Consider the following 25,408-nt stretch of genomic DNA (forward strand, 5'->3'; position numbering starts at 1 on the left):
GAACGGGCACGCGGTTTCAAGGCAGGCAGCGGCAGCTGGTTTGCGGTCCGATCGCTTTTCTCGTTCATTGCGAGGTGGCTCCGTTCAGTTTGCGGATGATCTCGGCGGTCAGGGCATTCGTCTGGTCGCGAGCGTCCTGCACCGCCTTGTTCACGGGCTGGACTTCGTAGAGCGTCCCGGCGGTTGCGATGGAGGCGAAGGTCGGCCGTTGTGACAAAAAGGTCTCAAGCACGCTGGCGTCGGCCTGCCGCAGCAGCTGGATCATCGACAGCAGAAGGTCCTCGGCGTCGGATTGCGCCAGGCGATCGATCAGTTCGTCGGTCGACTGATAGAGATGACGTGGCTGTTCGAAAGAGCGTACCCGGCGCGGCGACTGTTTTTACTCCACTCCACGGCGGACAGTTGCGGATCGGTGTCGAGGACCGTCACCCGATGACCGCCGGCGGCCTACTGGTCATGCTGCCCTGTCATCGTTGCAGTGCCTGATGAACGCCCGAAGCACCGCGGCAGTTTGACAACCCGTCCATCGGCGCGGTAGCACCGTCCAGGCCAAGAGTCGCAGGGCAGACAGCAACCCATCGGGCTGCGCGACCCAGACCAGCTGACGCCCAACTGGCACACTTATCGCGCATCATCACCGTGGATGCGACATCAACTTTGTTGCGAGCGCGATATCGGAACGTGGTTGTGACGCAGGCTGTGCGTCAAGCGCACCGCTTTGAGTGACTGAAAGAACTACGTCGTGAAGGTGAGAAGTCATGCGGCGTCAAGATTCCCCGCCCTTTGTGGCAACCACACTGATCCCTCTTCAGAACCCGGTCTTTCGTTCGATTTGGACAGCCACGCAGATATCCAGCCTTGGCTGGCTCGTGCAGAGCGTTGCTATAAGTTGGCTAATGGCCACGATTTCGGCCTCCGACCTAATGGTTGCGCTCGTGCAAGCCGCATCGGCACTGCCCGCCTTCTTCTTGTCGATCCTTGCTGGAGCGATTGCAGACAGCTTCAGCCGCCGCGGGGTGATGCTTGCCGGACATTGCCTGATCGCGTTGGCATCCACGGTGCTGGCTCTCTCTGTGGGGCTGGGCTATGTCAGTCCATGGCTGATCCTGGGACTGAGTTTCTTGGCCGGGTGCGGCTTTGCCTTGAATGATCCAGCCTGGCACGCCTCGGTCGGTGATATTCTGGAAAAGCGCGAGATACCCGCCGCGGTGACGCTGATGTCGGTGGGCTACAACGTTGTTCGAAGCATAGGACCGGCGCTGGGCGGTGTGATTTTGGCGTTGCTGGGCCCGCTGGCAGCTTTCGCCTTGGCAGCGCTGAGCGACCTGGTCCCGTTGAGCGCTGTCCTGCGCTCCAAATGGCAAGTCCGCGCTTCGCCTCTTCCGCGCGAGAGGATGACGACGGCCATCCATGATGGCATGCGCTTCACGGCGATCTCTTCTGAGATCAGAGTGGCGATCGTGCGTGCAACCCTGTTCGGACTGTCAAGCATCTCGATCCTTGCTCTGCTCCCCCTGCTGGTTCGCGACCAACTGGCCGGTGGTCCAATTGTCTACGGCGTCCTGTTGGCCGGTTTCGGCACTGGCGCCTTTATCGCCGGCATTGGCAATAGCTACCTGAGACACATCACGTCCCAGAATCGATTGATCACGCTCGCATCCATTGCCTGCGCAGCGTGTTGCCTTTTGCAGGCCCTCACATCATCGGTGGCTGTGGCGGCGATCGCGCTTGCCATCGGTGGGGCAGGCTGGGTCGTCACCTGGACCGGTACAGACGTGTGTGTGCAGTTGGCAAGCCCAAGGTGGGTGGTTGGCCGCACGCTGTCGATCTATTACGCTCTGACCTACGGCGGCATAGCAGCTGGAAGCTGGATCTGGGGTACTGTCGCGCAGAACTATTCCCTGACGTGGGCTTTGGAAGGTGCTGCAGCGGCATTGCTGCTGGTTGCAGCTGCGGGAAAGATATTGCCGATACAGCTATGGGAAGAATCCGATCAAGGGGCCTTCGACTTCACACCACCAGAACTAGAGCATTTCCTCCTTTGAGAGAATCGTAGGATTCCCAAAGTCGGATGTTTGTGATTCAAGATGCTGTCTGGATTGGAGGCCAGCATCTGATGACGCGAGCGCTTTCAAATGATCTTCGTGAGCGTGCAGTAGCGGCAGTTCGCGATGGGGAGACCTGTCGTGCGGTTGCCTCGCGCTTTGGCGTTGCAGTTTCCTCTGTGGTGAAGTGGTCGCAGCGTTACCGTGCCACCGGCTCGGTGGCGCCGGGCAAGATGGGCGGACACCGCAAGCGCGTTCTTGAGCCGCATCGGGCCTTCATCGTGGAGCGGATCAATCAGACCTCTGAACTGACGCTGCATCGGCTGAAGGACGAGTTGGAAGAACGCGGGATCAAGGTCTCGCACAATACGGTCTGGATGTTCTTGAGGCGCGAGGGCCTGAGCTTCAAAAAAAACGCTGTTCGCCCTTGAGCAGGCGCGCGCTGATGTTGCCCGCAGGCGTCAGCGATGGCGATCCTGGCAGACTGGCCTCGATCCGCAGTGCCTGGTCTTCATCGACGAGACCTGGATCAAGACCAACATGGCTCCGCTGCGGGGTTGGGGGCCGAAGGGCAAGCGGCTGCGCGGCCTGGCTCCACACGGCCACTGGCGCACGCTGACCTTCCTCGGCGCGCTGCGCTGGGATCGGCTCGCGGCGCCTTGCGTCTTCGACGGCCCGATCAACGGCCAGTGCTTCCGCGCCTATGTCGAGCAGCAGCTCGTCACCGTGCTGAAGCCCGGCGATATCGTCGTCATGGATAACCTGGGAAGTCATAAGTCGGCGGCCATCAGGCAGATGATCAAGGCTGCCGGCGCAAGGCTCTGGTATCTGCCGCCCTACTCTCCGGACCTCAATCCGATCGAGCAGGCCTTCGCCAAGATCAAACACTGGATGCGCCAAGCTCAGAAACGTACCGTCGAGGACACTTGGCGCCACATTGGCCACCTCGTCGAAACCATCGAGGCGGCCGAATGCAAGCACTACTTCGAAAACGCAGGCTACGCTTCCGTCAAAACGTGAAAGGCTCTAGCGCTTGATCCGAGGCCCAGGAGCGGTCCGATCGTGATCAAGGTGGAGTACTTGATCGCCGAGGAGAACATCGATGAATTTCTGCGCTGCATGCGCGAAAGGCGGCGCGTTCAGAGCCGTGCCGGTGCGCGGGACTGGACCCTCCAGCGCGACCTTCAGAAGCCGACGCTTTGGACCGAGACATTCCGCACCCCGACATGGACGGACTATCTTCGTCTAAACCATCGGCTAACGGTGACCGACAGGGAGGTAGGCGAGCGCCTTGCCGCTCTGCAGGCTGATGGGTCTCTTCCTCGTCTCGCTCTTTCGATCGAGCGGTCGACAAGCCCTGCCACCGGCAGCCAGGTTCAGCCAGTGCCCTTTGTATCGCGCCCGTAAGTAGATGCTAACTTTCGGAGTTGGACACGGCTTGTCACTTGATCGCGCTCCATCACCATAGCTCAGTGCGAGGACGAGCCTTACATAAGTGGCGACCGAAGCGCCCACCGCCACCTCTCCCTTCTGGTGCGCAACAAAGCGGGCAGAATGTCAAAGTGTCGAAGTCAAAAGGCAACGTCATCAACCCGTTCGACCGCATCGACGAATACGCGCTGATGCGCTGTGTTTCACCTTGACCGTCATGGCGGCGCAGGCGCGCGGTATGAAGCTCGATCCGGCGCGCATCGCCGGCTACCGCAATTTCGGCGCCAAGCTGTGGAACGCGGCGCGCTCGCCGAGATGAACGAGGTCGCGCAGTTTCAACGAGGCGGCCGGCGCACGCTGCCCACCGCTTCGTCTGGAACCTTGTTCTGCGACTGGTATCTGGAGCTGCTGAAGCCGGTGTTCATGGGCACGGACGAGGCAGCCAGAGCCAGCCTGCGTCGCCTTCGTGCTCGACGAGATCTACAAGCTGCTGCATCCGTATGATGCCGTTTCCCGAGCAGTCGGACGGATGCATGTTGCAGCATGCGGCATACTCGCGGCCACGAATCCCGACATGAGGCATCCGCTCGCACACGATCGAGTGGTTCGTGTCGATCAAAGTAACCAGCCAAGACCTCACGCGGTAAAGCGACGCCGGCGCTGTCTCCCGTCAACGCCTACGCCGCCGCAAAGGCCAACCCATGGGCCGGATACTCCGCGCCGCAGAACCGGCGCACTTTGACCCTTGAGCTCCAACAGGCTCAGTGCTGAGAAGCCCACCATGATGGCAACCACGACGAGACGCGCCAGCGGATTGAGATTGTAGGTCGTAATACCGAACCATAGGGCGAACACAAGGACCGCGAGCGCCAAAGACCAAAAGAATACGGTTCGAACCCAGCAGATCATGGTCCCCTTGGCACTGGTGGCTTCTCCGGAGGCTTCACATCCCCGGGCTGCCTCCTTGGTGACGAATACCGTAATGTGTCTTAACGAATTGCCTCAGATCGTGCATTTCGATCCGTCCAGGAAATCCATTGACGCGAAAACAACCGCATCTTTACATTTCAGCAGGCGACGCCATGCATCAGAAAACACCTACATTCGCCTAGAAGAGGGATTGGTGTAAAAACGGGGTAGGACAATGGCTGCGGCAGGAACTGCATTCTTTCTTTGGTAAGTGCGACGCTTGGATGCGCAGCCATCGTAGCTCCGGGAAATTTCTTCCCATTGGTTCTGCCGCGCAGCCTTGTCATCCAAATAGAATAGGGCGCCACAAGGGGCGTTCTCGCGGCCGCACCGTGCAAACTCTTTGGGGGCGGCCAACTCTCACCGTCATGGGGCGATAGGAAGGAGTTACTGTACCCGTATAGGAATGAACGCCTGCATCTTTACCCGGAGCGGATGCGTCCGCTGCGCTGTCCTTGAGGGAGGAGAAGAAATCCATGGAGACCCGTTCGCCTGTCTTCGCAGATAGCCGCACGCTGAATCGTGTCGAGGAGGTCATGACCGATCTCATCCTTTGCGAACTGGCGGGCTCGGAACCGCAATTCATCACGGCGGTTGCTGGCCATCTCGGAATGACGCAGCCGTATTCGATTAAGTCGGCAAGACGAAGCGTTCACGAAAGTTCGCTTGGCGAAACCGATGTCGAACTCGTGCTTGAAAATGAAGGGAGCCGCTGCGGCCTTCTGGTCGAGAATAAAATCCGGGCGATCAGGATGGCGCGGCAGTTCGAGCGATACCGAATGCGCGGCGACGAAGGCGTTGCGAACGGCCTATGGGATACGTTCCTTGTCATTCTCGCCGCCCCGCAACGATAGGTGGACGCGCTGCTTGCCGAGGAGAAGGATTTTCTGAACGGATATCTGACCTACGAACGGATCGTCGCCTGGCTCGTAAGCCAGGACGAAATTCGGCATGCATTCAAGATTCAGGTCTTGCGGGAGACGATCGCCGATGCCCGCGCGGGATATTCAAAGAAGCGCGACACCCGCATGACGGCCTTCCATCAGGGCGTCTATGAAATCGCGACCGCAGAATTCCCGGCCATTCGCATTGCCTGGATAGAGAAAGCGGGCCATGACGATTCGATCATCCATCTCCCCCATGCGCTGCCAGGACGGGGCGACAAAGCTCCTTTTCAAAGCCAAGATGGGCACGGCTGAAATGCGTATCGAGACGCGCGACGCGATCGGTATGGAGCGCGCTCTGGCAGCGATCATCGAGCGGAACTGGCGCACGACGCGAGCGAAAGGGTATGCGGGCGTTGAAATAGCTGTGGCTCATCTCGATCCTGCGTCCGACTTTGCAGACATTGAAGTGGATGTGCGTGACTTCTTAAGAGCACTGACTTCGCTGCAGGAGTTCCATCATCGGAACGATGTGGCAACGATAATTGAAGCAACCCGAGGCACTTGGTGAGTTAAGGCTAGTGGTTGCCGCAACAGAAGAGTCCGATTTTGGATTTTCTTTCTGCGTGTGCGCGCAAGTCTGGCGCATGTACAGGAGTATTCCTCACCGTTCGTCGATTGATCGCCACGGCGACCTCAACGGCCGCGCTGAAACTGTCGTCCCGCAGCGCTTCTCGTGAATTTCATTTGCCGAAACGCGGCTGGCGTGCCGCCCAGCGTCAGTGTCAGCTCCGACCGTTGAGCGCAACGAGCCCCGCGGTGGCCGGCAGGTCCGGACGGACGAACAGCCAGATCGGAGCGTCAAGACTTTGCATCCTCGTTGAACGGTAAGAGATTGGCGCGGACGGTTTGTCTTGCCTGTCATCTCGTGTCGAGATAGATAAAAAAGGACTGGGGATCATGCCCTGGTTGGATTTGTTCATCGCGGGCATCAGGCAGCTAAGATACTTTGTCGGCATCGTCGAAGCCGGCAGTTTCACGAAAGCAGCCGCGATACTCAACATTGCTCAAAGCGATCTAAGCCTGCATGTGCGTCAGCTGGAGGATGGCTTCGGCACCCAGCTTCTGGTTCGCGACAGGACCGGCATCAGCGTCACGGCGGCGGGAGGCAAGCTGCTTGAGCGCGCGCGGATCATCCTGAAGGAAATTCAGCTCGCTGAGGCGGAACTGACCAAAACTGTGGCTGCTCCTTCGGGGGAGGTGACCATTGGCATTCCGTCCGGAGCCTCCCGCGTCCTCAGTGGTCCCCTGCTTGAATCGGTAAGAAGCGAATTGCCAAGGATCTCGCTTAAGATGATCGAGGGCATGACAGCGCCACTGGAGGAGTGGATCGCTACCGGCCGTTTCAACCTGGCAGTCCTTTATCGCTCTGCCGAGAGCGTGGGGCCAATGACGGTGCTGGCCCGCGAGGAGTTTTGTTTAGTGGTACTGCCGGGTGAACTGCCTTTTGAAGATTCGATACCGCTCGCCGGCCTGCATGCGTTCCCGCTGGCGGTGCCCACGCGCAACAACAATGTCAGGCGTTCGGTGGCTGATGTCGTCGCCCAGCACGACTGTGTTTTGGACATAAAATTCGAAGTCGACTCCCTTTCCACGATCATCGATATGGTCATGGAAGGAAAGGCATATTCATCCTTGCCCCGTCCGCTATTCGGAAAGAGGCGTCTCAAGGCCAGGTCCGCACCGTTAAGATCATCGATCCAGTAATCACCCGTTCCGTTGTGCTTGCGGTCAACCCGAAAGATGAGCTCTCTCCAGCCGTGTCCCCGGTCCGCAAGTTGATCCCCAAGGTCGTGAAAACATTGATTGAGAGCAAGGACTGGTCAGCAACGGCTCCGGGCCTGGCTTAGAGAAACGTCAATCTGATCGAGGGTTGAGGACGTACGCGGATGTTTGGCTCTGCCAATGCCTCGTAGATCATAGCGTCACGTAAGGGGGTTATCCTATCTTACCGGCTGAAACCTCGACGACGCCTAGACCTGTTTCGCAGACCTCGGGAAAGTGAGTGGCCTGAGCTTCGGAAAGCCCCAAACAACGGTATGACGGACCATCACGGAGGCGAGGCCGCGAGGCGGTCGCGACCGACGCCAAGTGCCCGATACAATATCAAGGGGCAGACGACGCTTCCGTCGTCTGCCCCTCGCGGTGGCACCACGCCAGTATCCAAGGTGAGGCCGGCCAGATAATGTTCAGGCAGCTTATCCAAGGTGGTTGATAGCGTTCTGCGGACCGAGGGGGTTCGCGGAAATTTGCGTTACCAGTAGTCGGTGACGCACCATATAACGACAATTTGGCAAAGCCTCAGGCCTGCACTCTCTCCCGGAGCGCGAGTGCTGCAGCGACCATGTTCACGAGGGCAGGGCGGACCTCATCCCATTTGCGCGTTTTGAGGCCGCAGTCCGGGTTTACCCAAAGTTGCCGGTCGGAGAGCCGCTCGCGCGCAAGCATGAGGAGGGCCGAAATCTCGGCGACTTCCGGAACGCGCGGTGAGTGGATGTCATAGATCCCGGGACCGATTTCGTTCGGATATTTGGTGCTCGTAAAGGCGTCCAGCAGTTCCATTGCCGAGCGCGATGTCTCAATCGAAATTACATCCGCGTCCAGCTCAGCGATCGCGTCGATGATCGCGTTGAACTCCGAATAGCACATGTGAGTGTGGATCTGGGTCGCGTCCTCTACACCCGTCGAGGCCAGCCGGAAGCATTCGACCGCCCAGTCCAGATAGACTTGCCAATCGCGCTTTAGCAGCGGCAAGCCTTCGCGAAACGCCGCCTCGTCGATCTGGATTATCTTTGCGCCAGATCTTTCCAGGTCCGTCACTTCATCGCGAATGGCGAGCGCGATCTGGCGGCAGACCTCGGAGCGGGGAATGTCGTCGCGGACAAAAGACCAGTTAAGAATGGTCACAGGGCCTGTGAGCATTCCCTTGACTGGCTTTTGCGTAAGCGACTGGGAGAATTCCCACCAGCGCACCGTCATCGGATTGGGGCGCGATACGTCGCCGAAGATAATCGGGGGGCGCACGTAGCGCGAGCCATAGCTTTGCACCCAGCCATTCTGGGTAAAGGCGAAGCCGGACAGCTGCTCGCCGAAATGCTGTACCATGTCGTTTCGTTCGAACTCGCCGTGCACCAGCACGTCCAGCCCGATCTCCTCCTGCCAGCGAATGGCAGTCTTGGTCTCGTTCTGCAGGAAGCTGTCGTAGTCGAGATAGCTGAGTTCGCCCTTCCTGTGGGCGGAGCGGGCCTTGCGCACCCGAGTCGTCTGCGGGAATGATCCTATGGTGGTGGTTGGGAACGGGGGCAGGCTTAGCGTGCGGGCCTGGACCGTGGAACGCACGAGGAAAGGGTTCTTTCGTTGCTTCATGCTGTCGTCAATGCCGGCGATCCGACCTTCAACAAGCGGATCATGGACCTTTGCGGACGCTGCGCGAGCAGCGGCAGCCTCGGCGGAAGCTGTCAACTCGTCTGCCACTGAATCCCTGCCTTCGAACAGCGCCCTCGCCAGCACCACCAGTTCGTCGGTCTTCTGCGCGGCGAAGGCGAGCCACGACCTGATGGTGGCATCGAGTGCCGTCTCCATCCGAAGGTCCATGGGCACATGCAGCATCGAGCACGACGGCGCAATTTCGACGCGGTCCAAGGGCCAGCCGGCGACGATCGGCTTGATGCGGTCGAGAATGGCAGGCAGGTTCGCGCGCCAGACGTTGCGGCCATCGATCAAGCCAAGCGACAGCACCAGATCCTTAGGCGCGAGCCGACCAATCGTCTCCAACTGTTCGGGAGCGCGCGAAAGATCGAGATGCAGTCCGGCTGCGGGCAGCGAAATCGCCGTGTCGAGATTGTCACCCAGCGCACCGAAATAGGTAGCCAGCATGATCTTCAGTTCGGGCGCGGCATTTGACAGCTGCCCATAGGCAAATTCAAAGGCCGCTTGTTCGTTCGGGTTTAGATCCAGCACAAGCGCCGGCTCGTCGATCTGCACCCAATCGGCTCCCGAAAGTTTCAACCTCCGCAGGAGCTGCTCGTAGACGGGCAGAAGCCGCGGCAGCAGCGCGATGGGATTGAAACCCTCGGCAGGTGACTTCGCCAATTTGAGGAAGGTGACAGGTCCAAGGATGACTGGGCGTGTATGAATGCCGAGGGCTTTAGCCTCGAGGAAGTGATCAACCGGTTTCGTCGACGAGAGGGCAAACGTCTGATCATCGTCGAGTTCCGGCACGATGTAGTGATAGTTGGTGTCGAACCATTTGGTCATTTCCATCGCGGTCAGGGCAGGGCCAGCCGCACGCTCCTGATCAGAGTGCCCGCAGCTCCCCGTCTGGTCTTGGTCGCCGCGCGCCATGGCGAAGTAGATGTCGAGCGGGAGCTCGCCGCCACTCCAGGCGTATCGGGACGGCACCGCGCCGACCATTTCTGCAGTGTCGAGCACATGGTCGTAGAGCGAGAAGTCGTTCGACGGAATTTTCGACACACCGCGATCGCGCTGCTCTTCCCAGTTGGCGGCACGCAGCGCTTTCGCCGTTGTGAGAAGGTCGGTAGCGGAAGATTTTCCGGACCAGTAGCTTTCAAGCGCGAATTTCAGTTCTCGTCGGCGACCGAACCGCGGCACACCGAGCGTTGCCACAGGAATTTGCTGAGAGACAGTCATGCCATACCCCGATGGTTGGGGCGTGGGGACAAGAAGGCGCCTCGTAGGCCGGCACGAACGCCGGGCTGCTGCGGCCACCGAGACACCCCGCCCGTGGACAAAGTTCGTCGTGGCAGGTCTCCTGGCTCGCGGGGTCATAGCTTCTCCCCGTCTTCCCGAGGCTGTCGCCTCAGTGACATGAGTGGGGTTGGCTCACCGCTAACAGTTGCGGGGGCAGCGCCGGCCTCGCACCGGCTTCCCTCTTAGCTCCATGCGGCAGTGCCGTACGGAGAACCACGGCATGCAGACAATCACAGCAGGGAACTGTGTGTCAATACCGCATAAAGAAATGTTTATGTCATTATGTGACATTTTGGTGTTGCGCATAGGTTGCACCGAGAGCGAGTAACTGCGACCGCGCTGATCAACCGGCAATCAGGCCACGCATTGAACCGCCCGAAGCCCAGTAGACATCGAGAACTCCGGCCGGCTTGCTGTTCGAGCCCACCGCGGCCTGCCAAGTCGGCGGCGTCAATCCGATCGCCTACATGCCGGCGATCATCAATGGCCTCAGCGCCGAATCGAGGGCCCCACATCCCTGACTTCTTGAAATCCAAAGGCCAAGACACATGACGCGTCGGCAAGGTGCCTATGTCTCTTCTCAGGTCAGACGTTTTTGCCCGCATTTGGCAGATCCGGCTCTGACACGTTGCACTCATACACACGGGATCGGTTGCGGGTATTCTGCCCGCTCGAAGCGTAAAAGCGCCAAAAGGCAAAGCTTGCTCGACGCCAAAACCAAGAGATGCCGTTTCGCTTTCGCGGGTTTACCTAGAAATCTTTGACACGGACCCCACCATTTCTGGTGCGCCTGTCGTATTTCCATTGTGTGTTGCACGGTAGAGTGACTGCGTTTCGCCGCGAGCGCGGCAGAACCGCAGACGGTACGCGATCGGCCGGAGGAAATAAGGCGGCGCAGACCGTCACGCTTTTCAAACGAGACATTCTCCAGGAGGGGATCGTCATCATCTATCCGGCTGTCGGGAGGCTCGGCTGGCTGAGAGGACGAGGCAACATGCGGTCAAGAGATGAAGGGCGAGGTCGACGCCAGGCAACTGCACTGGACGTCGCCCCAAAATGGCGGGCCGGTCGCGCAGTCGAGCCGCCATCACGAGATTTTCGCGGCCGTGGCGGCTTCGCGGTCTGCTGTCCGCCGGGTGAAGCGCGCAGCAAATGAGGCCTGGTGGAGAAGCCCATGCGGCCGAAGCCAGTGCGACGATGGATAGGACATTCGATGCCTCTGAAGGACATATCGGGCCGTCGAAGAGCGCTGCGAGGCGCTGTGCTTCCTGCCGGCGCTCAACCCGACAGCTGGCTGGGCCAGTCCGAGTTGCTGCATCTCACCCCTGATGCACACCTGGAGTGTGTAGAAAGCAAAGATGTCGAGGCGGCAATTGACGGCACTACGGTGATCCCCTCGGGCGCAGAGCGGAGATGCGACTCCGCTTTCGGGATTCAGAGGGCTGCACTTTGTCGGGACGAGATTGAAACATCAGCAACCCAGCAGTCCTCAGAGGAGACTGTTGATCCCTCCTCTATACGCGCGGCATCAACGTTCCCGTCCAGTCAAGCTACGACGAGCGTGATCTGGTCAGGGGCGCCGCCACCTGCCTGTCTTGAACGGTGCCGACATAGCCTTGATCCTGCTGCCTCGGATCCTGAGATCCCTCTTTGCCCCCGCTGTTCATTGAACAGCTCGCACCGGGTGGATCTGGTCTTGCCGCCAACTAGAGCAGCCAGGCTTGCTCCGCCTCGCGGCGCAGGTTCTGCCTCGGCCTTGGGCCGATCTGCTGGATCGCCAGTCCGGCGGCCAGTGAGCCGAGGTCGCCGCAGGTCTTGAGGTCGCGGCCTTGCGTGTAGCCATGCAGGAAGCCGGCGGCGTAGAGGTCGCCGGCGCCGGTCGTGTCGACGAGTTCCCGGATCGCCGTCGCCTGGATGACCACGGTCTCGTCACCGCGCACGATGATCGATCCTTTTTCGGACCGCGTCACGGCGGCGATCCGGCAGTCCTTGCGGATCTTTGCCAGCGCCTCGTCGAAGGACGATGTCTGGTAGAGCGACTTGATCTCGTGGCTGTTGGCAAAGACGATGTCGACGGTGCCCGAGCGCATCAGGTCGAGGAACTCGTCGCGGTAGCGGTCGACGCAGAACGAATCCGACAGCGTCATCGAAACCTCGCGGCCGGCCGCGTGCGCCAGCCTGGCGGTCTGCCGGATCGCCTCCTTGGCGCGCGGCGGATCCCATAGATAGCCTTCGAAATAGGTGACCTTGGCGCCCGATGCCTTGTCGGCCTCGACATCCTCCGGTCCGAGCTCGACGCAGGCGCCGAGATAGGTGTTCATCGAGCGTTCGCCGTCGGGCGTCACGAAGATCATCGATCGCGCCGTCGGCGGTTCGCCCGTGAGCGGTTTGGTGTCGAAGGCGACGCCCTGGGCATGGATGTCATGCGCATAGATATCGCCCAGCGCATCGTTGGAGACCTTGCCGAAGAAGGCGGCACGTCCGCCGAAGGAGGCGATACCGGCCGCCGTGTTGCCGGCGCTGCCGCCGGAGGCTTCGATCGCCGGACCCATGCGGCTGTAGAGCAGTTCGGCGCGCTGCGTGTCGATCAGGTTCATCGCGCCCTTGATGATGCCGTTGGTCTCGAGGAAGTCCTCCTCGCACTGGGCGATGATGTCGACAATGGCATTGCCGATGCAAAGCACGTCATAATCCGGCATCAATGTCTCCACCAAAAACCCGAGCCGGTTTCTTGCCGCGCTGGCCCGGCGTGGGTGTGGCCAGTTGGAATGGACTTTTCGCTTCCCAATCGACTCGGCGCCGGCCCTCACGGGGCGGCGAGCCCTGCCTCGCGACGCAATTCGTCGGCTCTGTCAGTCCTCTCCCAGGTGAACTCAGGCTCTTCACGGCCGAAATGCCCGTATGTCGCTGTCTTGCGGTATATCGGGCGTAAGAGATCAAGCATCTTGATAATGCCCTTTGGTCTGAGGTCGAACAGCTCAAGAATGAGTTGCTCAATCCTTTTCTCCTGAATTCTCGCGGTCCCGAATGTATTGACCATGACGGAAACCGGACTGGCCACGCCGATCGCGTAAGCAATCTGCACCTCGCAGATGTCCGCAAGTCCCGCAGCGACGATGTTCTTCGCGACATAACGAGCCGCATAGGCAGCCGAGCGGTCAACCTTGGACGGGTCCTTGCCCGAAAAAGCGCCGCCGCCGTGGCGCCCCATCCCGCCGTAGGAATCGACGATGATCTTGCGCCCAGTGAGGCCGCAGTCGCCGCGTGGCCCACCGACTACGAACCGCCCCGTCGGGTTGACCAGAATTCGGACGCCTTCGGCGTCCAGGTGGGGCGGTAGGACTGGCTTTATGATTTCCTCAATCACGCCCTCGCGGACCGTCTCTTGGGATACCTGCTCATCGTGTTGCGTCGACACGACGATGGTGTCCAATGCGATGGGGCGCAAGCCTTCATAGCGCACCGAAACCTGGGATTTCATGTCAGGACGCAACCAACTGAGTTCTCCTGCCTTCCGCACATCCGCCTGTCTTTTTGTCAGGCAGTGGGCGAGTTGGATCGGCAAGGGCATCAGAGTATCAGTCTCGCGGCATGCGTAGCCGAACATGAGGCCCTGATCTCCAGCTCCCTGGTCGAGATCCTGCCCTTTGCCCTCGTCAACGCCTTGGCTGATGTCGGGCGACTGCTCAGTTATGGCCACAACGACGGAGCACCGCCGGCCGTCAAAACCGATGGCCTCATCATCATATCCGATATCGAGAATCGTATTGCGGGCAACTTGGCTGTAATCAACCCTTGCATTGCTGGTAATTTCGCCGGCCAGAACGACTGTCCCTGTCTTCACCAAGGCTTCACATGTCTTGACCAACGTTTCGCAAGCGACGCGCGCTTTCGGATCGAAGCGGAGCAATGCATCGAGGATTGAATCCGAGATGTTATCGGCCAACTTGTCCGGGTGGCCGGCGCCAACCGACTCGGAAGAGAACACGAACTGCCTAGCCATGAAATGCCTCGTTTCGGGTGTTAAAGTTGTCGGGGCGCTCTGCTTCAGCTGCCTTGCCGGTCGGTGATGCCCGGCACCTCGAACGCAGTGCACAGGTCGGCAACGTCCTTTCGCACCTGGGCATGGAGACCTTCGTCGTCTGGCCGCCGGAGGACGCAGTCGATGAAGCCAGCGATTTGCACCATTTCTTGGTCGCGCATACCCATGGACGTTACCGCGGGTGTCCCCAACCGAATTCCGCTTGTGAGCGCCGGATGCCGCCGGTCGCCCGGCACCATGTTGAAGTTCGTGATGATGCCGGCCTTTGCCAGTCGCTCGGCATAGGCCTTTCCGGGCAATGGTCGCTCCCGAAGATCGAGGATCAGCATGTGATTGTCAGTCCCGCCCGTGACCAGGTCATAACCTCGCTCCATGAGCCCCTTGGCGAGGGACTTGGCATTTTTGACGATCTGTTGACCGTAGCTACGGAAGGACGGGTTCGCGGCTTCCTGCAAAGCGACAGCTAGCGCAGCGATGACATTCATATGAGGCCCGCCTTGCAGTTGAGGGAAGACCGCCCGATCTAGTCGCTTGGCGAGATTGACTTTGCTATCCAGATGATAGAGCGCTTGATAGCGATCTTCATTTTTTGACAGAATGAAGCCCCCGCGGGGGCCCCGTATTGACTTGTGGGACGTGCTGCTGACGACGTCGCAATATGCTACGGGATTGGGATGCGCTCCCGCGGCGATCAGGCCACTGATGTGCGCGATGTCGGCCACGAGATAGGACTCCGCCTCCGACGCGATTTCGGCCATCGTGGCGTAGTCAAAGACACGCGGGTAAGCAGTTCCGCCGACCCAAATGAGTTTTGGCCGTTCCTGCTTGGCCGTCTCGCGCAAGCGATCATAGTCGATTTGCTGGGATTCTTCGTGGAGCCGATAGGGAACGCGTTTATAATCAGTTCCTGAGAAGTTGACCGCCCATCCATGAGTCAGATGACCGCCACTGGGAAGAGGCAAGCCCATCACTTTGTCTCCGGGGCTCAAAAGTGCGCGATAGACAGCTTGGTTCGCCGGCGAGCCGGAATAAGGTTGGACGTTAGCGTGTTCGCTGCCAAATAGCGCCTTCAGGCGTTCAATGGCGAGCTTCTCAAGCTCATCGACGATCTCGTTTCCCTCGTAATACCGGGCACCTGGGTACCCCTCGGCGTACTTGTTCGTGAAAATCGAGCCGGTCGCTTCCAGCACGGCCGAAGAGGCAAAATTCTCCGAAGCGATCAGTTTGAGCGTCGTCCGCTCCTGTCGCTCCTGCCTCAGAAGCAGTTCGTGAACGCGGCTATCAACCTCGGCCAACCGCGACGGCACACATCTGTCGGGTAGGCCAGTGCGGTCGGCGGAATTGTCCATCGAGGGATCGCGCTCCAACTTGATTGAACTATTTCACGATCAGGCAGGCAGTCCTTTAGACCGCTCGCTTTGCATCGCTTCGAGTCGCCGTAGGTCTCGTTCATGACAGCCGTCGGCGTGGGGCAGGAGATCGACCAGAAACTGAACCAGCCTACTGTCCTTGCCTCGCGTTTTGAGGTGGTATGAGCGCCACGGGTGTTGTTCGTCGCTGCAAAGAAACGAGGCTCTGGCGAGTAGCCGGACATGGTGCACAACCCGCTCGCGGCGCAGACCTAGAATTTCAGCCAGTTCACCGACAGTTAGGTCTGCATGCGCGCAAAGCCCCAGTATTCGAAGGCGATCAAGATGCGCTGCCGTGCGAAGGCGACTGACAAGTGTCATCATTGGTAAGCATCACGTCATATAGGAAAATGGGGCACTCGTCCTTCGGACCTTGTCATTGGCGTTCTCCGCATCTTGCATGCTCCCGAAAGGCCATGTCGGTTTCGACCTGCCCGACTTTACATGTCTCGACAAGCGTACCATTCACAGCGGTTTGGAGTTGCTAAGAGTCTATGAATTTCTTTGAAAGATCTGTTGCAACGCCTCGATGCGATTTGGCGACGTGCTGATCATGCGGCGACCAGGGCAACAGACACCACGATCTGCCGTTTCCTCTTAGGGTTGCCTGAAAACCCGGTTGGAGGCTCGGCCGGCGGAAACAGGACGAGGACACTGAAGCGGCCAGAAGACAGACGGATAACTACTGACCTCGGCCCCAATCTCTATCCAGTTTCGAGTTCGTTTCCAGCGTTGGATTTGCCCGGTTGGGGGGTTTGAGCGATGGGCGCGCGGTGCTGATCATCGTGCGCAGCGCTGTCTGATGTCCGCAGGGCGAACCGCGCAGTGGATGGCAGCTCGAGCCCGCATTTGGGTGGGGCGCAGCCTGGCTATGCCGTTTGCGGATTTTCTGGCAGCCGGGGCGCCTCGAGGTTGAAGCCTGGTCGGCAATGCGCGCGGGTTCGGCGTAGACGCGCCATCGATGGGGTCAGGATGGAATCGAGACCCCAGGTGCAGAACCGACCGGCTTAAAACCCTTCAAGAGCGCCATGCGCGGCCGAGCCGGCGCTGAACTGCAGGGCCAGGATGCTGCCGGTCCAGATCCTCTATCACCACACCAGGTGAGTAAGTCCCCGCCGGTGCGTAATGGAGCGGGACCTCGGCATCTGCCGTGGCCGCGGCTATTTGACCCTGTCCGCGCATAGCACAGAACAACGTCGTAGCGGCGTACGCTTGTGGCGGTGCGATGCTCGTGATGCGTGTCCAAAACCTGACAGTAACATGTCAGGTTCATTACACCTGCCATCTTAGATATTGTGGTTTTTCGACGCGCATCATGTGCTTCCCCCGGCTGAGCGCGTTGGCACGGCCTTTGCTCATTGAGATGCGGGAACATTGCGTGAGGGCTGCTTCGTCTCGCGCATAGTGTCGCGCAGCCTGTGGCAATAGCTTTGGAGAGCAACATGTCTTGCAGATAGAGCCCCGGTCGGAGGCCTGGCCGCCTGGGCAGCCCATCACGAACTTGCAGCCTTGGCATCGAAGCATCTTGCGTTGTGCCGACCATGTGGCCGCCATGCACCATCTGTTATGGATGCAGCAGAAATACAGGACTGCAAAGTTGAGGTCGTAGTTGCACTCATGAACACGCTCTAACGGGAGAGATGAGCGCACCAAAATTCGACGCGTGAGGCTGACAGAGAAGGTCCGAGTCTGATGCATCGGATCGCGCTCGACCGCGCAGGCGAAATGAACAAGCTTTGGAGGGCCCGAGGCTGTGGGAAATTCCGACCTTGTTCGTGGTTGACCGGGACCGCCGGCGCAACTTGGACTCCCAGAACGGGGCATACCCTAAAAATTGTAGGTTTCGAGTGCGGCGCAAGTAGCGGCGCAGAGCTGGATGCGCATGTTTAACGAAAATCCACGTGAGAAGTACAATCTGGTCGGCCGTCGGTTCACCGATGTGATCGCGGCTATCGATAAGATCGGAGCAGCGTTTCCGGACAGAATCGCGATTACGCATGGCGCGGCGGAACTCACCTATGGTGAGCTGCGCGTCATGTCGGCCAGCATCGCGAGCACTCTACGAGAGCGCTGCGCGGTGGGAGCGATCGTGGGCTATTGGGGTGAACGAGATCCCAATTGGGCAGCTATAGTAATCGCAATCCTGAAGGCCGGCTCGACATACTTGCCGCTCGATCCATCTTTACCCGCCTCACGCACTTCATTCATTCTCGAGCAGAGTGGATGCACTCTGATTATCGGGAAAGAGCGACCGGAGACCCTTGGCGTGCTTCAACAAAACAGCCATGGCAATCGAGAATTCATGGCGGTGCAGACCGCGTTAACAGGGGACAGTGCCGCTTCCGTGATGCCCTCATCGGCTGAACGCGGCCTGGCTTACATCTTGTTTACGTCCGGTTCGACGGGTTGGCCAAAAGGTGTGATGGTCGAGCGCGCTGGACTAAACAACCATTTGACGGCCAAGATCGATGCGCTCGAGCTGACCGAAAAGGACTGCATCGCTCAAACTGCTTCGCATTGCTTTGACATCTCGCTGTGGCAGCTCTTGGCAGGCCTATGCGTTGGAAGCCGCGTCGCGATTATCGACGATGCGACGCTTAGATCTCCGATCGCTCTTCTCAAGGCGCTCGGGGAACAGGGCGTCACAATTGTTCAATTTGTCCCATCGGTGCTTGCCATATTTGTTGACTCTCTGCAGACACTCCCGGTCGACGAGCGACCCCTCAGTGCCTTGCGCATGATCTCCACGGTCGGCGAGCCGCTGACGCCTGCCTTGGCGCGCGCGTGGTTGGCACTGTATCCCCAAGTCCCAATTCTCAATCACTATGGCCCGACAGAATGTGCTGACGGGGTTACACACCATGTGGTTTCTATCCCGCCGGGTACAGCTGACGCCTATGTACCGATCGGTCGGTCGATCTCCAATCTTGAAGTCTATGTCGCCGATGGATGGCGGCCGTGCAGGACGGGCGAAGTCGGCGAGATCTGTGTCAGCGGAGTCGGTGTCGCTGCTGGCTACATCAACGATAGCGCGCGTACCAAAGATGCTTTTTTTCCAAACCCGTTCTCCAGCCATCCATCCCATCGGCGCCTTTATAAAACTGGTGATCTCGGACGCTTCAGAGCTGACGGGCTGCTGGAATGTCTTGGCAGACGAGATCGCCAGGTCAAGATTCGCGGGCACCGGGTCGAGCTTGGAGAGATCGAGTCTCGTCTCTGCGCCCATCCTTCGGTTAGTGGCGCCGTCGCCATAGCACCCGTCAATAAAGGCGTGAAGCTTACAGCAAGAGACATAACCAAGGCCGACGGAAGCAACAGGCCAAGACGGATAGTGGCCTACGTGTCGGCCTCTCCCGAAGTCTTGGAAAGCGAACTCCGAAGCTTTGTTGCCGAAATGCTTCCTGCCTACATGGTCCCGGACCGAATCATTCATGTCGATCGCATTCCAATTACCAGAAACGGGAAAGTCGACTTTGCAGCTTTGCCGGACGCCACAACTATTCGCCCTCAGCTGCTGAGTTCCTTCGAGGAACCAAAGACGGAACTCGAAACCAAGCTGCGAGATATCTGGTCCAGCGTTCTTCGCATCAAAGGTATCGGCGTGAACGACCGGTTTATGGACCTTGGCGGGGATTCACTGCGGGCGATGCTTGTACTAGCCCGGCTGCAGAGGCAGTTCGGGGCGAAGATGGATTTCAGGCTGGTGCTAAATGGGACCGTCAGGTCGCTGGCAGCATCGCTGTCAAGTCGATCGGAAACCACGCACAACATGCCTCCCGCGGGCCAGAAGCACGGACGGTCAACGCTGACACGGGTGCAGGAACACCTGTGGTTCCTCTGGCAGCTCGATCCGGACGCGAGGAACTACATCATTCAAGGCGGCCTGCGCATACGAGGAGCAATCGATCCCACTGCCTTCAATGAAGCTTGGATCGATGTCGTCGGGGCTCACGACGCGCTCTCGGCTCGTTTCAGCGACGACGACGGGCCTGTCCAGATTTTTGACAATCCGCACCCCAACTTAGAATTGGTTCACGCTGATCACCTTACGCCAAAAGAGGCTGAGGCGCTTGTGGCGGAGATGCGGCAGACCGAGCTCAATGACGCCTTTGATCTCAGCCAGGGCCGTTTGTTTCGTGCGCGCATGATCCGCTTTGCCCCAGATGATCATCTAATACTGATAACCGCGCACGAAATCATTATAGATGCCTGGTCAATCTCGATCCTGCTCAGAGACCTGCGAACGAGATACTCCAATGCTTCCCCGTTTTCTCCGCAGCATCGTGTGTCACTCTCGGCCTATGCGCACTGGGAAGCTGTACACGTTACACCGGAATCGCTGGTCGAGCAGCAGCGCTATTGGCGTGGGCAGATTGGCGACAACCCGCCCGCGCTTTTGCTAGGGAGCGATCGACCCCGGCCGAAAGGAAATTCCTACCGCGGGGCCTCGCATGCGGCTCCGCTTGGTGAAGAACTGTCGGATCAAGTGAGGCGTTTTGCTCATCGGCACAGGTGCACCACATCCACGATGCTGTTGGCATGCTTTAAGCTGCTGTTGCGGATGTATAGCGGTCAGGACGATGTCATTGTCGGTATACCGCACGTCGTGCGTGACCAAACAGGCACCGAGGAGATCGTTGGTTTCTTCCTCAATATGCTGCCAATCCGAACCACGATCGATGTCAACAAGTCCTTTGTGGCTCACGTGACGCGTGTGCAAACCCTTGTCAGCGATGCCATCGCGAATTCGGCGTATCCTTTCAGTTGGATGGTGAGGGACGCCCGATTGTACCGCGAAGCTGGTCGATCTCCGATCTTCCAGGTCATGTTCAATATGTACTCCGAACCCCAGGAGCCGCCGGCCGGACGCGATTTGGATCTGACGTTTCGTGAGTATGACACAGGTTATGTAAAGTTCGACCTTACCCTATATGCGCAAGACCAGGGCGATGAGATCGCGCTGCAACTGGCATATGCAGAAGACATTTTTTCAGGTGAGCTGATCGCTCGCATGGCCGCCAACCTTCGCCAGCTTATTGCTGCCTGTGTCGATAGTCCTGCTGAGCCGATAGTCGCCCTGGACTGCCTGTGCCCCTCGGAGGTCGCCATGCTGGACGCGCTCAAGGGCCCCGAACAGGTATACGAGAACGAGCCTTCGCTCGTGCAGGCCTTCAATCACGTCAGCGCAAAGAACGACCGGGTGGCGTATTTCGGCGAGTTCGGAGAAGTCACGTTCGGCCAACTGCGCGAGCGCATGGCGGCGATCCAGTCCGCTCTGCGTACCTGCGAGGTAGGGCAGGGCGACATGGTCGCCATGCTGATCGATCGGTCACCAGATGTGGCCGCTACAACTTTGGCCATCCGAGCCGTGCAGGCGACTGTCGTGCCTATATCGCCAGATTACCCGAAGGAACGGATCAGCCACATCATCAGAGATAGCCGTGCCAAGCTGCTGATCCACGCCCGCGCGGATGAAGAGATCGATTTCGGTGTCCCGTCCGTTAGCGTGTCTTCCCTGCAGGCCAGATCCTGCCCCACTCGGGCGTCGCACCGCGAGGTGGTGCGGCCTGATAAGGACGCAGCGAGCCTGATTTACACGTCATCCTCCACGGGTAAAGCGAAAGGCGTGCTCATACCCGAGACAGCAATACTCAATCGACTGAACTGGATGTGGCGATGCTTTCCGTTTGATGACGCCGAGGTGGCAGTCGTTCAGAAGTCGGGGGCACTTGTTGCAGCAGCATGGGAGTATCTTGGAGGCCTCCTGAGAGGCATCCCGACGCTGATCCTGACCGATGAATATTTGCTCGACCCCGACCTCTTGTTGAGCGCCTTGACGAAGCATCGCGTAACCCGATTGTTCGCCTCCCCACCCATTCTGTCCGGTCTGATCGCCTCCCAAAAGCGACATGCGCAGGCGACCAGCTTGCGCCTGGTCACAAGCAGTGCTGAACCAATGCCGCCATCGCTTCCTTCTCGTTGGCGAGAGTGCTTTCCGGATGTGCCGTTATGGAATTTTTATGGCGCAACGGAATGCGCGTCTAATGCGGCAGTCTATGCAACATCGGGGACCGACGATGGCTCTAAAGTTGTGCCTGTGGGGCGCCCAATCGACAATGTGAAAATCTACGTGCTCAATGCGCAGCTTGAGCGGGTCCCCGTCGGGGTAGCAGGCGAACTCTGCGTCGCGGGACGCTGCCTAAGCACCGGGTACTGGCGGGACCGCAAGCGAACGAAGCAAAGTTTCGTGGCCAATCCATTCGATGACGGCCAATACGGCCTTCTTTATCGCAGTGGCGATGTCGCTCGTGTCACAGCCGAAGGTCTTCTGGAGATTTGCGGTCGGTCGGACAACCAAATCAAGCTCCGTGGTTTCCGAATCGAGTTGGAGGAAATCGAAACCGCCCTTGAAGCGCATCCTGGAATTGCGAGGGCCACGGCAATCGTTCGGGGAGCGGACGAAAATCGGCGACTGGTGGCCATCGTGGTCCTAACCGACGACAGCCTTACCTCGCTAGATGTGGTGAATCACCTACGGCAGGAATTGCCACCTTACATGATACCATCCGAGTTTCGCACCGTGGACCACATGCCACTCACGGCGAGCGGGAAAATAGATCGTTGCCGTCTCTCATCTGTCCGGTCGCGCGAGCTTCGGGGTGTGCAATCCCCTGAGCCGAGCACGCAACGGGAGCGACTTCTCGCCGGGATTTGGCAGGAATTGTTGAGCGTCAAATCCATCGGGATCGATGACAGTTTCTTTGATATTGGCGGAAACTCTCTTCTGAGCGTGCGTTGCGTTACATTAGCGCGTAAAGCCGGGCTGAGCTTGACCGTCGCCCAACTGTACAGAACACCGACCATTCGGGAATTGGCCAAGGAGATCGCAGCGGCCACGACGAACTCTGCCAATGAGCTCCCCGCTGGGCCGATGCGAGTGACTCCTGGCGTCTCCTCTTGGAATAGCCTTGTCGGTTTAGGCGAGCACTACAACATAGGCGACCTCTTCTTCCTGCCCGCCGGTCTTTTGAATCTATCAATCCTCGAAGGCGCCCTTGCTCATGTCATTGGCCGGAACGAAGGACTGAGACTTCGAATAGTCCAAACCGAGAACGGCCTGTCGCAGGCAATCGGACCGGTACCAAATCCGCTCGTGGAAGAAATAGATCTGGTCGGCATGACCACGGCAGAACAGCTGACGATCATGGAAGGCGCCTGCGCAGAGCGTCAAACCAGCTTTCGGTTTGATGGCGAATCCCTTCTTGTCAGGCTTTCAGCCTTCCGGACATCAGAGCGCGGCGATTACTATCTGCTTGTTTTGATGCATCACTTCGTGGTGGACGGGACTGGATACCGACTGTTCCTCAATGCACTGGAAACAGCCTACAATACGCTAGCCGCAGGCGGCCCCATTGCGGATCAAGGGACGACGTCTCTCTCTCACTGGCTGGAGCGATTGGGCCATTACGCAGATAGCGAGGCGCCAACCGAACTCGAATATTGGGAGGGGATTCGATATGATCTGCTCGATCTGCATGTGAGCGATAGCGGATCGGGCACAGCGGAATTTTTGGATGAAACTGCCAGAAGGCTCCATTATGCACGGCTGGAGGGGTTGTTAAATGAAGAATATTGCAGGCCATTTTGGCAGGATCAGGCCAAATATTGCGTAACGCTCGGCGAGAAGGAGACGGCCAGACTTCTCAATGTCTCGGCGACGTCTGCACAATGCGAGGATTTTGATATAGTCCTTTCGGCCCTGTCAGGGGCATTTGGCCGCGCATTCGGGAATTACTCGCTTTGGATCGACAGCCTCACATCGACCAGAGGTGAATTGTTCGACGACATCGATCCATCTCAGATCATCGGATTTGTCGGCGAACTGGTTCCGCTTCCCTTATATCTGACAGGGAAGGACACCCCTCAAGATCGCGCTCGTTCGATATATCGGCAGCGCAACGCGCTGCCGCGCCGGGGGATCGGTTTTCGGGCGATGAAGTTCTTGAACCGGGATCCGGCAGTGCGCAAGCGCATCGACCAATTGCCGTTGCCTAGGATCGGACTGAACTATCGAGCACGACTGCAACACCATTATCGACGGCGTCTGTTAGACAGAGATCCGCACTCGCTTTGGATCGGCGAAAATATGAAACAATCCGCCATGAACTACCTCTTCTGGTTCAATGTCGGATACGAAGCTGGCGAGCTGCAGATTGAAGTGAGATACGATCCAAGACAGGTTGGCTATGGAACGACCCGCAACCTGTGCACAATCTTGCACCAGGAACTGCTCCAGATAATCAACACATCTGCAGTAGCCGGTCGTTCGGCCGACTATAAGCCGGTGCGAGGTGATGAACAGGGCAATCGGAAGCATGGCCGCACCGGAAAAGCGCATTGATCTGTCGGACGAAAAACTTTCCCGCCTCATCGTCCGACTCGCCATTCCTTCAATTATTGGCTTGTCGATCAATGCGCTGCAGCAGTTCGTCAACGCGATCTTTGTAGGCACGCTTGGGGCCCAGGCTATCGCCGCCGTCAGCATGACTTTTCCGATAGTTGTCCTCCTCTTGGCAATCGGACAGGGTATCGGCGTTGGCACGGCGTCATTCGTGTCTAGTAATCTTGGCGCGGGCAGGTCGCTTGAGGCGAACCGAGGCGCGAGCTTGGCACTCGCTCTCGCGATTCCGATCGGATTGGCGCTTACTGTCGGTCTGCTCCTGAATCTGCGCGAGCTTCTCGCTTTGCTGGGCACCAGTGCGACAATCATGCCGGCCGCGCTCGAGTACGCTTCGACGCTGCTGTTAGGCTACACTCTCATGCTGCTGAACGTGGTCAATGGGTTCATCGTAAGGGCCGAGGGCAATACACGTTTCAGCATGTGGACCATGATCACGGCCTTCGCGCTGAATGCCGTGCTCGACCCCATCTTCATTTTTTCGCTCGGTCTGGGCGTTCGAGGAGCGGCGTTCGCGACGCTGTTGTCCCAGATCGCCGCCATCAGCCTCTACGTGGCGTATTTTCTGAAGAGGCGTGGGCGTGTCCGTGTCGGAACTTCTTACGTTAGCTTTAGGATGGGTCGCATCAAACAGATCGCGGCCGTTGGAGCGCCGGCAACCATCACCAGTATTTTGTCTGCCGTTGCATTCATGCTCTTCTACCGCGCCGCCGCGCCATTTGGTGACGCTTCAGTTGCCGCTGTGGGAATAGCCACGCGATTGTCAACGATCGGGGCGCTCCCAATTATAGGCTTCTGCATGGGCTCTCAGGCGGTGCTTGGTTTCGGTTGGGGAGCACAGGATTTCGCCCGGGTTGAGAAGGCCGCCAAGTTCATGCTTTCCATAGCCGTCGCATTTTCAGTCAGCTTTTCCGCCGTGGTCCTGATTTTTGCTCGACCAGTGGTTTCGCTTTTCAGCGATAACGTGGATGTAATCGATATCGCCGCCTCTGCCTGTGTTGTTTTTCACCTTTTCTTCGGCCTCTTTGGCGTTCAGCACGTTACGATCACCCTGCTTCAGTCATTGGGGAGAGTGCGGCTTGGCGCCGTCGTTTCCCTAGCCAGGCAAGGCTATCTTTTCATACCTGCCATACTGCTGTTTCCAGCTGTTTGGGGCTTTGACGGACTGCTGGCGAGCCAGGCGGTTGCCGAGTTGCTGGCGGGGCTGATTGCTCTGTTTGTAATTCGCGGTCAGATCGGCGTTCTGAAGAATGCCCTCGCTGAGCTGGAGGATCGGGTCGAGGCTAAAGGGCTGACATGAAGAGCGATCATATCGGTTCTGCCTCAAATGGTGGTTGAAGAACCTGATCCAGTACAAGACCGCTCCGTACGGGCACGCCAATGATCACTCCGTCAACAGG

11 protein-coding genes, 5 pseudogenes and 1 riboswitch are annotated in these 25,408 nt (G+C 58.7%); of the genes and pseudogenes, 11 read left to right on the forward strand and 5 right to left on the reverse strand.

Translation table 11 applies throughout. The features are described 5' to 3' along the window. Positions 1-64 precede the first annotated feature (64 nt). On the reverse strand, positions 65-265 hold the full coding sequence (locus AC04SF_RS35440) for a hypothetical protein (RefSeq protein WP_488481565.1): 201 nt from the start codon (positions 263-265) through the stop codon (positions 65-67). 493 nt (positions 266-758) lie between these two features. On the opposite strand from AC04SF_RS35440, the pseudogene AC04SF_RS35445 reads away from it, so the two are divergent. The 9 genes and pseudogenes from AC04SF_RS35445 to AC04SF_RS35485 all read left to right on the forward strand — a co-directional run. Then, positions 759-2,027 (forward strand): annotated as a pseudogene (locus AC04SF_RS35445) (MFS transporter); the annotation flags it as partial. Between the two features lie 89 nt (positions 2,028-2,116). Then, positions 2,117-3,065 (forward strand): IS630 family transposase gene (locus tag AC04SF_RS35450; RefSeq protein ID WP_488481589.1). Its coding sequence is split into 2 segments (ribosomal slippage): positions 2,117-2,452 and positions 2,454-3,065, totalling 948 coding nucleotides; the frame shifts between segments, so codons are not numbered across the junction. 6 nt (positions 3,066-3,071) lie between these two features. Further along, positions 3,072-3,452: pseudogene (locus AC04SF_RS35455) on the forward strand (MFS transporter); the annotation flags it as partial. 152 nt (positions 3,453-3,604) lie between these two features. After that, positions 3,605-3,794, forward strand: a pseudogene (locus AC04SF_RS35460) (class I tRNA ligase family protein); the annotation flags it as partial. A 69-nt stretch (positions 3,795-3,863) separates the two neighbouring features. Next, positions 3,864-3,978: pseudogene (locus AC04SF_RS35465) on the forward strand (class I tRNA ligase family protein); the annotation flags it as partial. 943 nt (positions 3,979-4,921) lie between these two features. Next, positions 4,922-5,299 (forward strand): hypothetical protein, encoded by a 378-nt coding sequence (locus tag AC04SF_RS35470; protein WP_488481566.1) that lies wholly within the window; start codon positions 4,922-4,924, stop codon positions 5,297-5,299. Continuing rightward, a complete protein-coding gene (locus AC04SF_RS35475) occupies positions 5,300-5,644 on the forward strand; it encodes a hypothetical protein (protein WP_488481567.1) in 345 nt (114 codons plus the stop codon). It begins immediately after the preceding gene. Between the two features lies 1 nt (position 5,645). Continuing rightward, complete coding sequence (locus AC04SF_RS35480; RefSeq protein ID WP_488481568.1) at positions 5,646-5,900, forward strand: hypothetical protein; 255 nt, start codon at positions 5,646-5,648, stop codon at positions 5,898-5,900. Between the two features lie 389 nt (positions 5,901-6,289). Beyond that, positions 6,290-7,239, forward strand: a pseudogene (locus AC04SF_RS35485) (LysR family transcriptional regulator). 451 nt (positions 7,240-7,690) lie between these two features. Here AC04SF_RS35485 and metE read toward each other — a convergent pair. The 4 genes from metE to AC04SF_RS35505 all read right to left on the reverse strand — a co-directional run bounded on the left by metE (position 7,691) and on the right by AC04SF_RS35505 (position 15,490). Then, positions 7,691-10,015 (reverse strand): 5-methyltetrahydropteroyltriglutamate--homocysteine S-methyltransferase, encoded by a 2,325-nt coding sequence (gene metE / locus AC04SF_RS35490; protein WP_488481590.1) that lies wholly within the window; start codon positions 10,013-10,015, stop codon positions 7,691-7,693. 118 nt (positions 10,016-10,133) lie between these two features. Continuing rightward, a riboswitch (cobalamin riboswitch) is annotated at positions 10,134-10,332 on the reverse strand. A 1,473-nt stretch (positions 10,333-11,805) separates the two neighbouring features. Then, the gene (locus AC04SF_RS35495; RefSeq protein WP_488481569.1) at positions 11,806-12,798 is read right to left on the reverse strand and encodes an adenosine kinase; all 993 of its coding nucleotides are present in this window, start codon (positions 12,796-12,798) and stop codon (positions 11,806-11,808) included. 107 nt (positions 12,799-12,905) lie between these two features. Beyond that, positions 12,906-14,102 carry a methionine adenosyltransferase gene (metK, locus tag AC04SF_RS35500; protein WP_488481570.1) on the reverse strand — a complete coding sequence of 399 codons (1,197 nt, stop codon included), beginning with the start codon at positions 14,100-14,102 and terminating at the stop codon, positions 12,906-12,908. 44 nt (positions 14,103-14,146) lie between these two features. Then, complete coding sequence (locus tag AC04SF_RS35505) at positions 14,147-15,490, reverse strand: serine hydroxymethyltransferase (protein ID WP_488481571.1); 1,344 nt, start codon at positions 15,488-15,490, stop codon at positions 14,147-14,149. Positions 15,491-17,426: 1,936 nt separating this feature from the next. Between AC04SF_RS35505 and AC04SF_RS35510 the strand changes: the two genes are divergently transcribed. Further along, positions 17,427-23,951, forward strand: coding sequence for an amino acid adenylation domain-containing protein (locus AC04SF_RS35510; RefSeq protein ID WP_488481572.1), 6,525 nt, complete (start codon positions 17,427-17,429; stop codon positions 23,949-23,951). Continuing rightward, positions 23,926-25,308: an MATE family efflux transporter gene (locus AC04SF_RS35515; RefSeq protein ID WP_488481573.1), complete on the forward strand. Its 1,383-nt coding sequence runs from the start codon at positions 23,926-23,928 to the stop codon at positions 25,306-25,308. The genes AC04SF_RS35510 and AC04SF_RS35515 overlap by 26 nt, the downstream gene beginning before the upstream one ends. The last annotated feature ends 100 nt before the right edge of the window (positions 25,309-25,408 follow it).

The sequence above is a fragment of the Mesorhizobium sp. CNPSo 4671 genome, from assembly GCF_057784245.1.

Coding starts and splice junctions, on each gene's coding strand:
- AC04SF_RS35440 (WP_488481565.1), bottom strand. CDS start 265: ATGATCCAGCTGCTGCGGCAGGCCGACGCCAGCGTGCTTGAGACCTTT.
- AC04SF_RS35470 (WP_488481566.1), top strand. CDS start 4,922: ATGGAGACCCGTTCGCCTGTCTTCGCAGATAGCCGCACGCTGAATCGT.
- AC04SF_RS35480 (WP_488481568.1), top strand. CDS start 5,646: ATGCGTATCGAGACGCGCGACGCGATCGGTATGGAGCGCGCTCTGGCA.
- AC04SF_RS35495 (WP_488481569.1), bottom strand. CDS start 12,798: ATGCCGGATTATGACGTGCTTTGCATCGGCAATGCCATTGTCGACATC.
- metK (WP_488481570.1), bottom strand. CDS start 14,102: ATGGCTAGGCAGTTCGTGTTCTCTTCCGAGTCGGTTGGCGCCGGCCAC.
- AC04SF_RS35505 (WP_488481571.1), bottom strand. CDS start 15,490: ATGGACAATTCCGCCGACCGCACTGGCCTACCCGACAGATGTGTGCCG.
- AC04SF_RS35510 (WP_488481572.1), top strand. CDS start 17,427: ATGCGCATGTTTAACGAAAATCCACGTGAGAAGTACAATCTGGTCGGC.
- AC04SF_RS35515 (WP_488481573.1), top strand. CDS start 23,926: ATGGCCGCACCGGAAAAGCGCATTGATCTGTCGGACGAAAAACTTTCC.